Source organism: Bradyrhizobium sp. USDA 326, assembly GCF_049739485.1.
GTDB lineage: Bacteria > Pseudomonadota > Alphaproteobacteria > Rhizobiales > Xanthobacteraceae > Bradyrhizobium.
The window spans coordinates 6,851,050-6,865,837 of record NZ_JBMGQA010000001.1; the positions used below are offsets into that span (position 1 = coordinate 6,851,050).

Sequence of the window (14,788 nt, forward strand, 5' to 3'; positions counted from 1 at the left end):
GCTCAGACGGCCTTGCTGCCGACGTCGGACCGTGCGGCGGTCGGAGCACCGTTGTGCTCGATCGACTTGGCCGGCTCGGGCTTCTCGGCGGGCTTGTCGTCGTCCTGCATGCCCTTCTTGAACGCCTTGATGCCCTGCGCCACGTCGCCCATCAGATCCGAAATCTTGCCGCGGCCGAACAGCAGCAGGACCACTGCGATCACCAAGATCCAGTGCCAAATGCTGAGTGAACCCATCCTGCAACCCTCCAACGCGCATGGCCGGGACCCGGCCGATCTTCACCGAAACCTAGGCGTGGCGGGTCTCAAAAACAAGGACCAAGGCGGCGCCAATTCGCTGTCGGCACTACGCAATCTTGCTAGTGTTAACCGGTCGCAGGGCCCGTAAATGGACGGGCGTCACTCCTCGGTGCCGCCTTCGCTGCCGCCCTCATTGCCGCCTTCCGGCATCTCGGCCTCGACCGCAGGCGCCAGCGCAAGATCGAGGTCCTCGCCCGGTTCCAGCGGATCCTCGTCCTCGCGCAGAGCCGGGTCATCGGATGGAGTCGGTACGCTAAATCCGGTTGGCAGCCGCGAATCCAGCAGGCCCGTTCCCTTCAGCTCTTCGAGACCCGGCAGGTCACCCAGTTGTTCCAGGGTGAACTGCGACAGGAATTCCTCGGTGGTTCCGAAGGTCAAGGGACGGCCGGGCGTCTTGCGGCGACCACGCGGCTTGATCCAGCCGGTCTCCAGCAGCACGTCGAGCGTGCCCTTTGAGGTCACGACACCGCGGATCTCCTCGATCTCGGCACGTGTCACAGGCTGGTGATAGGCGATGATCGCCAGCACCTCGATCGCCGCACGCGACAGACGGCGAGTCTCGGTGCTCTCCCGCGTCATCAGCCAGGCGAGATCGCCTGCGGTGCGGAAGGTCCATTTGTTGGCGACGCGGACGAGGTTGACGCCGCGCGAGGCATAATCGGCCTGAAGCTGCTGAAGCGCGGCCTTCACGTCCACGCCCTCGGGCATGCGCTTGGCCAGCGTTGCGGTATCCAGCGGTTCACTCGATGCGAACAGCAGCGCTTCCAGCAGCCGCAATTCCTCGGGTCGTGCCTGGGATTCGTTGTCCATCGGCTCGGCCTCTTCTACCCGCACTTCAGCCAGGCTTGCCATGGGAGATTCTCCTTCTTGCACTTAAGCGACCGGCGCATCAGGCGCAGGAGCTGCGTCCGGGACCGGCTTTGGACGCCCCTTCCGGAAATAGATCGGCGCGAACGCCTCTTTCTGGTTCAATTCGAGCTGACCTTCGCGCACCAATTCGAGCGCGGCGGCAAAGCTCGAGGCGAACACCGTTGTCCGCTGCGTCGGATCGGCGACATGCCGGATCAGAAAATCGTCGAGCACGCCCCAGTCATCCTGTTCGTTGAGGCTGCCGACCAGTCGCTCCAGCGTGGCGCGCGCTTCCGCAAGCGACCACACCGTGCGCTTGGCCAGATGCACGCTCGCGAGCACGCGCGACTGGCGCTGCGCGGCGTAGGCCGTGAGCAGATCGTACAGCGTCGCGGTGTATTTCGGATGCTTGATCTCGGCGATCTGCTCCGGCTCCCCGCGGGGGAAGATGTCGCGCTGCAATTGCGGCCTGTTCATCAGCCGATTGGCGGCTTCGCGAATGGCTTCCAGCCGGCGCAGGCGATTGGCCAGCGCCGTCGCCATCTGCTCCGCGCTCGGGCCTTCCGCACTCGGCGGCTCCGGAAGCAGCAGGCGTGACTTCAGGAAGGCGAGCCACGCAGCCATGACCAGGTAGTCGGCGGCAAGCTCGAGCCGGATCTTCCGCGCGGCCTCGATGAAGTGGAGGTACTGGTCGGCCAGCGCCAGGATTGAAATCTTGGCGAGATCGACCTTCTGCTGCCGCGCCAATGCGAGCAGGAGGTCGAGCGGGCCCTCGTAGCCCTCGACGTCCACCACCAACGCCGGCTCACCCTCGGCGAGCTCTGCGGGCCGCCCGGTTTCGAACGATAGGATTTCTGCGGTCATGCCGATGCCGTGTTTGCCCGTGCGATCAATGCGTCAAGTTCCGCGCGCGCGGCCGTCCGATCGAATGGCTGCGGCGGCTTGCGTGCGGCGAGCGCGGCTTTCGCCCGCTCCAATCCCCTGCCCGACAATTCAGGTGTCTGGCCGGCGACGTCGCGCATCTCCTCGATGTTGCCGTTACAATGCAGGGCCACGTCGCAGCCGGCGGCGAAGATGGCGCGGGTCCGCTCGGCGATATTCCCCGACAGCGCGTTCATCGACACGTCATCACTCATTAACAAACCCTGGAACCCGATTGCGCCGCGAATCACGTCAGCAATCATTGTCGCAGATGTCGTCGCCGGATGGGCGGGGTCGACGGCGCTAAACACAACATGTGCAGTCATGGCCATCGGCAGATCCGCGAGTGACTTGAACGCGGCGAAATCGGTCCGTTCCAGCTCGTCCCGGGGTGTGTCGACCGTCGGCAGCCTGAAATGGGTGTCGGCAGTGGCCCGGCCATGACCGGGAATGTGCTTGAGAACCGGCAGGACGCCGCCCTGCTCCAGGCCCTCGGTGACCGCTCGGGCGATCGTCGCGACCTTGCCCGGCTCAGTGCCATAGGCCCGGTTCCCGATGACGGCATCGGCGCCCGGCACGGGCACATCGGCCAGCGGCAGGCAATCGACGGTGATGCCGAGATCAGCGAGATCGGCTGCGATCAGGCGGGCGCTGAGGCGCGCCGCGGTGAGCCCGAGCGCCGAATCAGTGTCGTATAAGGTCGCGAACACAGCGCCCGGCGGATAGACCGGCCAGTGCGGCGGGCCTAGCCGCTGCACCCGTCCGCCCTCCTGATCGATCAGGACCGGAGCATCGGGAGCATTGGCCACCGCCCGCAATTCCGCAACTAATGCAGTAACTTGTGGTGGAGTCGCGACGTTGCGCTTGAAGAGGATGAAGCCCCATGGGCGTTCGGCACGGATAAACTCCCGCTCGGCGGCGGTCAGTTCCGTTCCGGATACGCCGGTAATGAAGGCCCGCGTGCTCATAACGGCCGATTAACCCTGCCCCGCGAGGGGGTCAAGGAAACGGCCGTTAATTCCTCTGGACGAAGCAGGCTGACAGGCCTGCGGACTTCAGGCTGTTGCAAGCCTGCGTCGCCTCCTCGGCCGAAGCGTAGGGACCCGCGAAGGCGCGGTAGACGATTCCCTTGCCCTTGTCGGTCAGATCGACCCGCTTGATCACCGGCGAACGGCCGCCGAGCACGCTGCCGTACTTGCTCTGAAGCACTCGGTAGGACGCGGCGGCGCTGTCCTCGCTCTGCTGCGAGGACACCTGCACGATGTAGCCGCCGCCGCTGCTGGTTGGCGCGAGTTGCGTCGGATTGGTCGCGGCCATCCGCTGCGGCGGCTCGGCCGACGATCCCGGCTGCGGCGCAAGCGACAGCGGCTGATTGGCGCTGGCATGTGCCGAGGTCGGCGGATTGCGCGGCGCGGCGGGCGCAGCAACGGGCTTCGGCACGGCTACAGCCGATTGCGGCGTGGTGCTATCGGTCTGGTCGCCCTTCACGGTGACGGTCCGGATCGGACGCGGCGAATTGCTCGACAACGTCCCGTTGCTCGGGATCGGGCCAGTGCTCGGCGACGGAACCGCCGATGGCGAGACGCTCGCTACCGACGGAGGATTTGCATTCTGGTTCAGCGGCGGGAACACGACCCGGGGACCGCCCACCTTGGCGTTGACGTCGACCGGCGCCTCCTCGCGCGGCACGATCTTTTCAGTGCCATCACTGACCATGCGATCCGGCACCTTGGCCGAGGAGTCCGTCGTCGCCGGCACGATCTTGGTCGGCGTGTTGTCGGCCTTGATGACCGGCGGCTCGCCGCTGCGGGGCGAGCCGATATAGGTCTTGTAGGCGAAGGCCGCACCGGTGCCGACCACGGCTAGCGCCAGGATCACCGCGACCGTCATCATGCCGCCGCGTTGCTTCTTCGGCTCTTCCAGTTCGGCGTCGTCGGGGTAGTCGTTTTGGAAGGCGTAAGGGTCGTCCGGATAGGCGGGATCGCGCTGATAGTCCTGCTCGCCTGTCTCCAGCCGGCCGTAGAGCGCATCGTCGTAGCGCGACGCATCGGGCTGCGCGTACGGCTCCTGATAGGCCTGATCCTGGTAAGCCTGGCCGTGCTGCTGGTCGGCCTGATCTTGATATGCTTGAGCCTGATAAGAGCGATCCTGATAGGCCTGCGGCTGATGAGGATCAGGCTCGGGCACGGCGGGCTTGGCCGGATAGCGATGCAACGGATGAACCGGGCTGACGGAGACGGGATAGTCAGGCTCCGGCGCGGGTGCCGGCTGCACGTTGGCGCGACGCATCCATGAGGGCGGCCCGGGTGGCGGCGGGGCCTGCTCGGCGTGATCCTGCTGATCATCGTGCTGTCGATAATCGTCTTCATGATAGCTCTGGGCAGGCGCTGCCGGCGGTCGCACGGTCGGCCGTCCCTGCGCTGCAAACGGATCGGTTTGTCCGATCAGACGGGCGAGCTCGGCCAAGGGATCATTTTCCGGCTTCTCATGCTGATCGCCACCGCGAGCATAGCCACCGGAAGGAAACTGTCTGTCCTGATATCGTTCGGCCATCGTGATGATGCGTCCCTTCGGGAAAGCCGCGCGCCCCTCGACCAAGGCGCGGCTTTCCCCACAAGGCTGTCAACCAAGTCTAAGCGATCCGGCTTCTGCCGGTTACCCCCGAATTCCCCTTAGGTAGCTCGCCCCAAACTACCGCATCTCGTCCGGGGCATGGACGCCGAGGATGGCGAGGCCCGATGCCAGGACCGAGACGACGCCCTGGACCATGGCCAGTCGCGCCTTTGTAAGATCTGCATCATTATTGATAATGAAGCGTAAATAGGGCAAATCGCGCCCTTTCGTCCAAAGTGCGTGAAATTCGCTGGCTAAATCATAGAGATAAAAGGCAATTCGGTGCGGCTCGTGGGCCGCGGCGGCGGCCTCGAGCATGCGCGGAAATATTGCAAGGCGCTTGAGGAGATCGAGTTCGACGGGGGCCGACAGTCGCTCGACGGCCGACTCACTGAGCCAGGCGATCCGCTTGCCGGTATCCTCCGGCAGTTCAGGGAACACCTCGGCCCGCGCGTTGCGGAAAATCGAGTGGCCGCGGGCGTGACCGTACTGGACGTAGAACACCGGATTATCGCGCGACTGTTCCATGACCTTGGCGAGATCGAAATCGAGCACCGCGTCGTTCTTCCGGTAGAGCATCATGAAGCGGACAGCGTCCTGGCCGACCTCATCCACTACCTCACGCAAGGTGACGAAGTCCCCGCTCCGCTTCGACATTTTGACCGGCTCGCCGTTGCGCAGGAGCTTCACGAGCTGGACGATCTTGACATCGAGCGCACCCTTGCCGGAGGTGGTCGCCTTCACCGCCGCCTGCATGCGCTTGATATAGCCGCCATGATCGGCACCCCAGACGTCGATCATCTCGGCGAAGCCGCGGTCGAACTTGTTCTTGTGGTAGGCGATGTCGGAGGCAAAGTAGGTGTAGGAATTGTCCGACTTGATCAGCGGACGATCGACGTCGTCGCCGTAAGCGGTCGCCTTGAACAGCAGCTGCTCGCGATCTTCCCAATCCTCGACCGGTGCGCCCTTCGGCGGCGGCAGGCGACCTTCGTAGATGTCGCCCTTGGCTCGCAGGAAGTCGATGGTCTCGGCGACCTTGTTGTTGCCCTCCTCGATCAGCGAGCGCTCGGAGAAGAACACGTCGTGACGGATGTTGAGGGCGGCGAGATCGTCCTTGATCTCGTCCATCATCATCGCGATCGCCTTGGCGCGCACGGTCGGCAGCCATGCGGCCTCGCTCATCGAGAGTAGCTTGTCGCCGTGCTCCTTCGCCAGCGCCTCGCCGACCGGCTTCAGGTAGTCGCCGGGATAGAGTCCTTCGGGAATGGCACCGATGTCCTCGCCGAGCGCTTCGCGATACCTCAGGAACGCGGAACGTGCGAGCACGTCGACCTGAGCGCCGGCATCGTTGATGTAGTACTCGCGCGTAACGTCGTGGCCGGCGAACTGGAGCAAGCTCGCCAATGCGTCGCCGAACACGGCACCACGGCAATGGCCGACATGCATCGGCCCGGTCGGATTGGCCGAGACGTATTCGACATTGACCTTGGAGCCGCCGAGGATGCGGCCGTAATCGGCGCCTTCGCGCAGCACGGTCCGCAGCGCCTCGGCCCAGGCGGCCGGCTTCAGTGTCAGGTTGATGAAGCCGGGGCCGGCGACATCGACCTTGGCGATCAGCGCGTCCGCACGGAGCCGCTCGGCGATCTGCTCGGCGAGGTCGCGCGGCTTTGCCTTTGCCTCTTTCGCAAGCACCATGGCAGCGTTGGTCGCCATGTCGCCATGGGAGGCATCGCGCGGCGGCTCGACCACCACGCGCGAGAAATCGATGCCCTCCGGCCAGCTGGCGTCAGCCGCGAGCGCGCGGCAGGCAGCGTGCACGCGCGCGAGCACGTCGGCGAACAGATGCAGGGATGAGGATGTCTCGGGCATGGCCGCCGCCTAACGCAAATCCGGGGTCGAGTCAAAGAGCCGCTGGTGCTCGGTCAGTGCGAAACGATCCGTCATTCCGGCAATGAAATTGCCGATCCGCCGGGCCCGGTCGCCCTCGTCGTCCGCCTCCGCCCCCAGCAGCCATTCCGGCGGCAGCTCGCCGGGGGATTTCAGGTATTTTGCGAACAGGTCGAACAGGATCTGCTCCGCCTCACCCATCACCCGCATCACCCGCTTGTGGCGGTACATGTGCTGGTACAGGAAGGCCTTGATGGCAGCCTCTTCCTCCGCGACCTCGGCGGGGAAAGCGATCAGCGCCCGGCCCAGCCGGCGCACGTCCTGGGCCGATTGCGGGTTGGTGGAGGCGAGGTTCTTCTGCGCCTCCGCAAACACCGCCCCGATCAGGTGCGAGATCAGCTCGCGCACCAGCTCGGCGCCGCGCCGGACGTCCTCGAGATCGAGATAATGACCGGCGATCCCGGCGATGATCTCCGCGGTGAGCGGCATCACCTTGAGATCGTCGAGGTGAAACAGGCCGGCGCGCAGGCCGTCGTCGATGTCGTGGGCGTCATAGGCGATGTCGTCGGCGATCGCGGCGACCTGCGCCTCCAGCGAGGCGAAGCTCCACAATTCGAGGTCGTAGGTCTTGATGTAGTCGGCGATGCCGACGGGAATGCCGTGCTCGCGATACCGCCCGACCGGGGCGCCGCTGCGGTCGGTCAGCGGCCCGTTGTGCTTGACGATGCCCTCCAGCGATTCCCAGGTCAGGTTGAGGCCGTCGAACTCGGGATAGCGATGCTCGAGCGATGCGACCACGCGGAGCGTCTGGGCGTTGTGGTCGAAGCCGCCAAATTCCTTCAGGCAGGCGTCCAGGGCCCGCTCGCCGGCATGCCCGAACGGCGGATGACCGAGATCGTGCGCCAGCGCGAGGGTTTCGGTGAGGTCTTCGTCCAGCCCGAGCTGCCGGGCCAGCGCCCGGGCGATCTGCGCCACCTCCAGCGAATGGGTCAGCCGGGTGCGGTAGTGGTCACCCTCATGGAACACGAACACCTGGGTCTTGTACTTCAACCGGCGGAACGCGGTGGAATGGATCACCCGGTCGCAATCCCGCCGGAACGGGCTTCGGGTCCGGCTCGGGGGTTCGGCGACCAGCCGGCCGCGGCTGCGATCGGGATCGCAGGCATAGGGCGCGCGAGGGGCTGCCATTCCGACGGACACGGCGAATTTAGTCCCTATCCATTTGATTCTGCGTATGGTGGCACTTAACTATGTCGGGCGCGGGATACCAAATGAATTGGGCAAGATCCTTTTGTGACTGCGGGACTATCGGAGACGAACGATGACGACTGCCGTGACCATCAGCGACCGGGCCGCACGCCGGATTGGGGAGATCCTCAAGGGCGAAGGTTCCGGCGCGATGCTGCGCATCTCCGTCGAGGGCGGCGGCTGCTCCGGCTTCCAGTACAAGTTCGATATCGACCGTGCCCGCACCGACGACGATCTCGTGATCGAGCGGGACAATGCGGTGGTGCTGGTCGATTCCGCCTCCCAGCCGTTCCTGGCAGGCTCGCAGGTCGATTTCGTCGACGACCTGATCGGCGCCTCGTTCCGCGTCAACAACCCCAACGCGACCGCGTCCTGCGGCTGCGGGACGAGCTTCTCGGTCTGACCGGCTACGCGCCCGTCATCTGCCTTTCCTCCTCCGTCCACTCCACCTCGACCGGCGTCAGCCCCGGCTGCAGCGGCGCGTCCTCTGACATGACGTGGCCGTCCAGCGCGCGCAGGAGTGCCGCGACCAGCGCCGGCTTGCGCAGCGGCTTGGCCAGGAAGTCCGACATGCCCGCCTCACGGCAAATCTTGATGTCCTCTGGGAAGGCGTTGGCGGTGAGCGCGATGATCGGCAAGGCTTCGAGGCGCCCGCCTTGCGCGCGGATCGCGCGGGTGGCGGCAAGCCCGTCCATGTCGGGCATGCGCACGTCCATCAGCACGACGTCGTAATTGCCCTCGGATGCCGCCGCGACGGCTTCGGCGCCATCGGCAACGACGCGCAGCTCGACGTCGAAGGATCCCAGCATCTTGCTCACGACCATGCGGTTGACCGCATCGTCCTCCGCGACCAGCACCTTCAGCGGCCGGTCGAGGCCGGCGATCCGGGCCTTGAGCTCGTCGGCTTCGTCGCGGCCGTCTGCCTGATCGGACGCCGGCGCCTGGCTCCAGGGCAGCACCAGCGTGAAGCGGAAGGTCGAGCCCTCGCCCGGCGTCGAGGTGACGCCGATGGTGCCGCCCATCTGCTCGATGATGCGCCGGGAGATCGCAAGGCCGAGGCCGGTGCCGCCGAAGCGACGGCTGATCGAGGCATCCGCTTGCGCGAAGTCGCTGAAGAGCTGGCCGAGCTTTTCGGGGGCGATGCCGATGCCGCTGTCGGTCACCGTCCATTCGACGGTCGCCAGCAGGTCGCGTCGCGCCTGGCAGGTGACCGAAATCGTCACCTCGCCTTGGTCGGTGAACTTCACCGCATTGGACGCGAGGTTGAGCAGCACCTGGCGGATGCGCGCGACGTCGCCGCGCAGGGTCGGCGGCAGGTTCGGATCGAGTTCGACCTTGACCGTCAGCCCCCTGTTCTTGGCGCTCGCGCGAATGACAGTCGCGACAGCCTCGACCAATGCCTGCGGGGCGAAGTCGATCACCTCGAAGGTGAAGCGCCCGGCCTCGAGCTTGGACAAGTCCAGAATGTCGTTGAGGATGCGCTGGAGATTGTCGCCGGAGTCGCGGATCGTGGCGACGGCTTCGCGCTGCTCCGGATCGAGCTTGGTTTCGAGCAGCATGCTGGCGAGCCCGAGCACACCGTTCATCGGCGTACGGATCTCGTGGCTCATCACCGCGAGGAAGTCCGACTTGGCGCGGCTCTCGGCCTCGGCCTTTTCCGCGCGCCAACGCTCGGTCACGTCGCGCCCGAAGCCGCGATAGCCGAGGAAATGTCCCTCGCGGTCATAGGCGGGCTTTGCCGTCAGCGACCACAGGCGCGCCTCGCCGCCGGCAACGACCTTGAGGTTCATCTCGTGCAACGGCTCGTTCTGCTCCATCAGGCCGACAACGTTGTAGGCTGCGCTCTTGTCCTCCGGGCAGAGCATGTCAAGCACGTCGGCGAAATGCGATCCCTTCAGTAGCGGAAGCGGCAGCTGCGCGACGTCCGCGAAGCGTTGGGGCACGTCGATCAGATGCCCGTCGGCGTCGGTCTGCCACAACCAGTCGCTGGCGTTCTCCTGAAAATCCTTCAGCAGCAGCGAGATGATCTCGGTCTGGCGCTCGAGCTCGAGCTGGGCCTTGAGATTGCCGAGGAACAGATTGCCCTGCGAGACGATGTTGCGCGCCATGAAGAATGCGAACAGCAGCAGGAACACCGAGGTCACGAGATAGGGCCCGGTGCCGCACAGCAGCAGAGCGCCGGCGCAGGCGATGGTCATGGTGGCGAGATAGACGAGGCCCGCGCGCGGGAAGGTCGAGAGCGTGAAGGCGCCGCCCGACATCATGCCGACCATCAGGCAGGCCAGGATGAGCTGGCTGGTCGGCTCGACGCGGCCGAACAACGCGAGCGGCAGCGTGCTCCAGATTGCGGCGAGGAAGAATGCCTGCCGCAGCATCCGCCGCGCCGCGCGGGGCGAGGCCTCTTGCGGCAGGTTCTGATGCGACCGCGGCCACGAGCGCACCGCGAGCGAGGCGGTAGCGGCGAGCGTCAGGCCCCAGATCGCGAGAAAGTCGTTCCAGCCCCTGCCCCAGAACAGGATCAGCACGACGGCGACGTTCAGCATCGTCACCGCCATCGTCACCGGGATCAGCCGCCTCACGGCATCGATCTGCTTGGCGCGAATGCGGCGGATCTCGCGCTCGCTGAGATCGGCCGTCAGGCCGTCCTCGATCTCGAAGCCGCCGAGCCAATACAGGAATGCGCCGATCAGGCCGTCACGCGGTTCAGTTCGCTTCATCGACTTTGTCCGGCCAACCCATCCGCGGCACCTTTTGACGATCAATGGCCCACCGCCTGCTTAGGCCGGGTTAATTTTGTGGGAGATCCTGCGGCATCCTTGACGGGCGCGTTTGCAGTTTGTTCTAACCATGGCCCCCGCCCGGAGCCCTCCCTATGTCCATCAGAGTAGCCACCTGGAACGTGAACTCGGTCCGGCAGCGGATCGATCTCCTGCTGACCTGGCTGAAGGAGTGCCAGCCCGACATCGTCTGCCTCCAGGAGATCAAATGCGTCGACGAGGCCTTTCCGCGGCTGGAGATCGAGGCGCTGGGCTACAACGTCGTCACCCATGGGCAGAAGACGTTCAACGGCGTCGCCCTGCTCTCGAAGCTACGGTTCGACGAGACCAAGTCGGGGCTCGCCGGCGACGACGAGGACACGCATGCCCGCTTCGTGGAAGGCGTGGTGACGCTCAAGCGCGGAGTGCTGCGCATCGCCTGCCTTTACCTGCCCAATGGCAACCCGGTCGGGAGCGACAAATATCCCTACAAGCTCAAATGGATGTCCCGGCTTCTTGAATATTCGAAGGAGCGCCTCAAGGCCGAGGAGCCGCTGATCCTCGCGGGCGACTTCAACGTCATCCCGCATGCCCGCGACGTGCACAATCCGGCCGCCTGGACCGAGGACGCCCTGTTCAAGACGGAGACGCGCGAGAGCTTTCAGTCCCTGCTCGGCCTCGGCCTGACCGACGCCCTGCGCGCCGTCACCGACGAGCCGGGGCTTTACACCTTCTGGGACTACCAGGCCGGGGCCTGGCAGAAGAATCAGGGCCTGCGGATCGACCACCTGCTGCTATCGCCAGAAGCCAGCGACCGCCTCGCCAATGTCGGCATCGACAGCTATGTGCGTAGCTGGGAGAAGCCGTCCGACCACGTGCCGGTGTGGGCGGATCTGGATTTCGACGCGGCATAGCCATCAGCGACGTCATTCCGGGAGGGCTCGAAGAGCCGAACCTCAAGTGCGCAATTGCGCACCGGGGAATCTCGAGATTCCGGGGGTTCAATGCTTCGCATCGTCCTGGAACGACGGCGTGTCGCGATTATTCCCGGCGGCCCTGCACCCACTGCTCCAGCATTTGCAGGCACATGGCGCGGTCGTCGTCGGAGGCCTTGGCGAAGGCGCGGTTGTAGCTTTCCTTGATCCAGGTCTCTTCGGCGCCGGCGCTGTCGCGCGCCAGGGTCAGCCACATCAGGCCGCGCGCGGCCTGCCGCGGCAGGCGGTCGCCGTTGAACAGCATCTGGCCGAGCAGCGCCTGCGCCTGGTGCTGGCCCTTCTGCGCGGCGAGGCCGAGCCAGCGCGCGCCATAGCGGAAATCCTCGCGCGAGGCGTCCGGCGTCTTCAGGTACAACCGCGCAAGATCATATTGCGCGTCTGCATTGCCGAAATAGGAAGCCGCATAGGAGAACATCTCCCGCGCCCGCTCCGGGTCCGACTTGATCTTCGAGTTAGGGATGCCGCTGAGGTAATAGCGGCCGAGCGCGACGAAGGCGTTGGCCACGATCTGCGCCTGCGGCGCCGACGGGCTGTCCTCGGCATGCGCGTTGGCGATCCGGCTGAAATATTCGAAGGCACGCAAATCGTCCTGGGCGACGCCATCGCCGTTGGCGTACATGCGGCCGAGCTTCCATTGCGCGATGGGGTGGCCACCCTCGGCGGCATATTGCAGCGCGCTGAGCGAGGTTTCCTGGCTCGCGACGGCCGGCGGAACCTTGGTGCGCACTGCACCCGCGGCGCCCGGCAAGGTGGTCACGACAGGGATGGTCGCGTCCTTGGGATTAACCGGCGCACCGTCGAAGGCGAGCGCCGGCGCGGCCAGCGCAGCCGCCCCTAACACAAACGCAACTATGGCACGCCTAGATGTCCGCATAGCACTGTTTCTCGTGCGCGCCGCCCGGATGGGTTACCGCCCCACCGACCGCTGGTCCGACCTGCTGAGCATATTTCCAGAGCGCACCCGACGTATGGTTAGTCGCGCGAGCGCTCCATTTGGTCTTGCGCTGGGCGAGCTCGGCATCGCTCAATTTTACGTTAAGGGTACCGGCGACCGCGTCGATCTCGATGACGTCACCGTCCTCGAGCAGCCCAATCGGGCCGCCGACCGCCGCCTCCGGCCCGACATGGCCGATGCAGAAGCCGCGGGTGGCGCCGGAGAAGCGGCCGTCGGTGATGAGCGCGATCTTGCCGCCCATGCCCTGGCCGGTCAGCGCCGCTGTGGTCTGGAGCATTTCCCGCATGCCGGGACCGCCCTTCGGCCCCTCGTAGCGGATCACGATGACTTCGCCTTCGCGGTAGGTGCGGTTCTGGACCGCCTCGAAAGCATCCTCCTCACGGTCGAAGCACCTGGCCGGACCGGTAAACCTGAGGTTGGACATTCCCGCGACTTTCACGATCGCACCTTCTGGCGCCAAATTGCCCTTCAGACCGACCACACCGCCTGTCACGGTGATGGGCTTGTCTGCCGGGTGCACCACGTCCTGGTGCGGATTCCACTTCACGCTCTTGAGGTTTTCGGCGATCGTGCGGCCCGTGACGGTAAGGCAATCACCGTGCAGGAAGCCGTTGTCGAGCAGCGTCTTCATCAGAAGCGGTATGCCACCTACTTCAAACATGTCTTTGGCGACATAACGGCCGCCTGGCTTCAAATCCGCGACATAAGGTGTCTTTTTGAAGATTTCGGCGACGTCGAACAGGTCGAACTTGATGCCGGCCTCGTGCGCGATCGCCGGTAGGTGCAGCGCAGCATTGGTCGAGCCGCCGGAGGCCGCGACCACGGCAGCCGCATTCTCCAGCGCCTTGAGCGTGACGATGTCGCGCGGCCGGATGTTTTGGGCGATCAGGTCCATCACCTTCTCGCCCGCGGTCATGCAGAAGGCATCGCGGATTTCGTAGGGGGCCGGCGCACCGGCGGAGTATGGCAGCGCGAGGCCGATGGCCTCGGAGACGGTCGCCATGGTGTTGGCGGTGAACTGCGCGCCGCAGGCGCCCGCCGAGGGGCAAGCCACACGCTCGATCTCGTCGAGGTCCTCGTCCGACATGGCGCCGACCGAGTGCTTGCCGACCGCCTCGAACATGTCCTGCACGGTGACCTGCTGCCCGCGGAAATTGCCGGGCAGGATCGAGCCCCCATAAATGAAGATCGAGGGTACGTTGAGGCGGACCATCGCCATCATCATGCCCGGCAGCGACTTGTCGCAGCCGGCAAGGCCGACCAGCGCGTCATAGGCATGACCGCGCACGGTCAGCTCGACCGAGTCGGCGATGCATTCGCGCGACGGCAACGACGAGCGCATGCCGTCATGGCCCATGGCGATGCCGTCGGTCACCGTGATGGTGCAGAATTCGCGCGGCGTACCGCCGGCCGACGCCACGCCCTTCTTCACCGCCTGGGCCTGGCGCATCAGCGCGATGTTGCAGGGAGCAGCCTCGTTCCAGCAGGAGGCGACGCCGACGAAGGGCTGGTGGATCTGATCGGTGGTCAGCCCCATGGCGTAGAAGTAGGACCGATGGGGCGCACGCGCAGGGCCTTCCGTCACGTGACGGCTCGGCAGCTTCTGCTTGTCAATCTTCGCGACCATCGCAACCAGTTTCCCCGGCCAACCCTTTCAGACCCGAAAAATCAGAGCCAAGATTTGAATCGACCTTGGGATTTTCTCGTCGCCTTCGAAGACCGCCAACTGCCTTAAAACATTAGAGTGATTTTATTCATGTTCGGGTGTGGCCAAAAAGCGGCGACGATGCCAACCGCCGGTGGTGAGGGCTAAATCCGGGCCGACTGTTGCACCGATGGCACAATCGTGGCTCAGAAGTCACGAGCGGGCCTACCGCGATACCTCGCGAAGACGGCAATCCACAATCTCAGATTTCTCTGCACAAGGATTGCATCCACTTCAGCTCCGCGATCTCGCGTACGAACGTGAGTCGGAGTGACGGAGCAAGGTGAGCCGACGTCGTTTCAAGGTCGCACTGACCAGACACGCCTTCGCATCCTCGCGGCTGATTTCGCCCGAGTTTTGCTTCGTCGCTCACCCTCTTGAGCCAAGAGGGCACAGGGAAGGCCGGGTGCCGACAGGCACCCGCGGTCCGCTGCGCAAAAGGTGCACGCAGAAAACCGCACAGCAGCATACAGGTGGTGCCGATCACTCGGCCTTCCCTGCGCGATGGTCGGACGGCTTATGCCGTGCTCTTACGACAAATCCGAATTTCGGTAAAGCGG

Annotated in this window: 12 protein-coding genes; 2 read left to right on the forward strand and 10 right to left on the reverse strand. The window is 65.1% G+C overall.

Annotated elements, in window-relative coordinates:
• Positions 1–2: 2 nt before the first annotated feature.
• The 7 genes from ABIG06_RS32320 to ABIG06_RS32350 form a co-directional block, all read right to left on the reverse strand.
• Positions 3–236 carry a twin-arginine translocase TatA/TatE family subunit gene (locus ABIG06_RS32320; RefSeq protein ID WP_018317874.1) on the reverse strand — a complete coding sequence of 78 codons (234 nt, stop codon included), beginning with the start codon at positions 234–236 and terminating at the stop codon, positions 3–5.
• A 162-nt stretch (positions 237–398) separates the two neighbouring features.
• Complete coding sequence (scpB, locus tag ABIG06_RS32325; protein WP_370139992.1) at positions 399–1,151, reverse strand: SMC-Scp complex subunit ScpB; 753 nt, start codon at positions 1,149–1,151, stop codon at positions 399–401.
• Between the two features lie 21 nt (positions 1,152–1,172).
• On the reverse strand, positions 1,173–2,012 hold the full coding sequence (locus ABIG06_RS32330) for a segregation and condensation protein A (protein ID WP_370139993.1): 840 nt from the start codon (positions 2,010–2,012) through the stop codon (positions 1,173–1,175).
• A complete protein-coding gene (nagZ, locus tag ABIG06_RS32335; protein ID WP_370139994.1) occupies positions 2,009–3,037 on the reverse strand; it encodes a beta-N-acetylhexosaminidase in 1,029 nt (342 codons plus the stop codon). Before nagZ ends, ABIG06_RS32330 begins: the two co-directional genes overlap by 4 nt.
• Positions 3,038–3,083: 46 nt before the next feature.
• Positions 3,084–4,622 carry an SPOR domain-containing protein gene (locus ABIG06_RS32340; protein ID WP_370140965.1) on the reverse strand — a complete coding sequence of 513 codons (1,539 nt, stop codon included), beginning with the start codon at positions 4,620–4,622 and terminating at the stop codon, positions 3,084–3,086.
• Positions 4,623–4,760: 138 nt separating this feature from the next.
• A complete protein-coding gene (gene argS, locus ABIG06_RS32345; RefSeq protein WP_424578481.1) occupies positions 4,761–6,551 on the reverse strand; it encodes an arginine--tRNA ligase in 1,791 nt (596 codons plus the stop codon).
• 9 nt (positions 6,552–6,560) lie between these two features.
• On the reverse strand, positions 6,561–7,769 hold the full coding sequence (locus ABIG06_RS32350) for a deoxyguanosinetriphosphate triphosphohydrolase (protein ID WP_370139996.1): 1,209 nt from the start codon (positions 7,767–7,769) through the stop codon (positions 6,561–6,563).
• Between the two features lie 121 nt (positions 7,770–7,890).
• Between ABIG06_RS32350 and erpA the strand changes: the two genes are divergently transcribed.
• Complete coding sequence (erpA, locus tag ABIG06_RS32355; RefSeq protein ID WP_370139997.1) at positions 7,891–8,220, forward strand: iron-sulfur cluster insertion protein ErpA; 330 nt, start codon at positions 7,891–7,893, stop codon at positions 8,218–8,220.
• A 4-nt stretch (positions 8,221–8,224) separates the two neighbouring features.
• On the opposite strand, the gene ABIG06_RS32360 is transcribed toward erpA, so the two are convergent.
• Positions 8,225–10,534 (reverse strand): hybrid sensor histidine kinase/response regulator, encoded by a 2,310-nt coding sequence (locus tag ABIG06_RS32360; protein ID WP_370139998.1) that lies wholly within the window; start codon positions 10,532–10,534, stop codon positions 8,225–8,227.
• A gap of 155 nt (positions 10,535–10,689) precedes the next feature.
• Here ABIG06_RS32360 and xth point away from each other — a divergent pair, with 155 nt between their 5' ends.
• Complete coding sequence (xth, locus tag ABIG06_RS32365) at positions 10,690–11,487, forward strand: exodeoxyribonuclease III (protein WP_424578482.1); 798 nt, start codon at positions 10,690–10,692, stop codon at positions 11,485–11,487.
• Between the two features lie 127 nt (positions 11,488–11,614).
• On the opposite strand, the gene ABIG06_RS32370 is transcribed toward xth, so the two are convergent.
• Together ABIG06_RS32370 and ilvD are read right to left on the reverse strand one after the other, a co-directional pair.
• Positions 11,615–12,442: a tetratricopeptide repeat protein gene (locus ABIG06_RS32370; protein WP_124158171.1), complete on the reverse strand. Its 828-nt coding sequence runs from the start codon at positions 12,440–12,442 to the stop codon at positions 11,615–11,617.
• The gene (gene ilvD / locus ABIG06_RS32375; RefSeq protein WP_124158170.1) at positions 12,429–14,150 is read right to left on the reverse strand and encodes a dihydroxy-acid dehydratase; all 1,722 of its coding nucleotides are present in this window, start codon (positions 14,148–14,150) and stop codon (positions 12,429–12,431) included. Before ilvD ends, ABIG06_RS32370 begins: the two co-directional genes overlap by 14 nt.
• Positions 14,151–14,788: the final 638 nt, after the last annotated feature.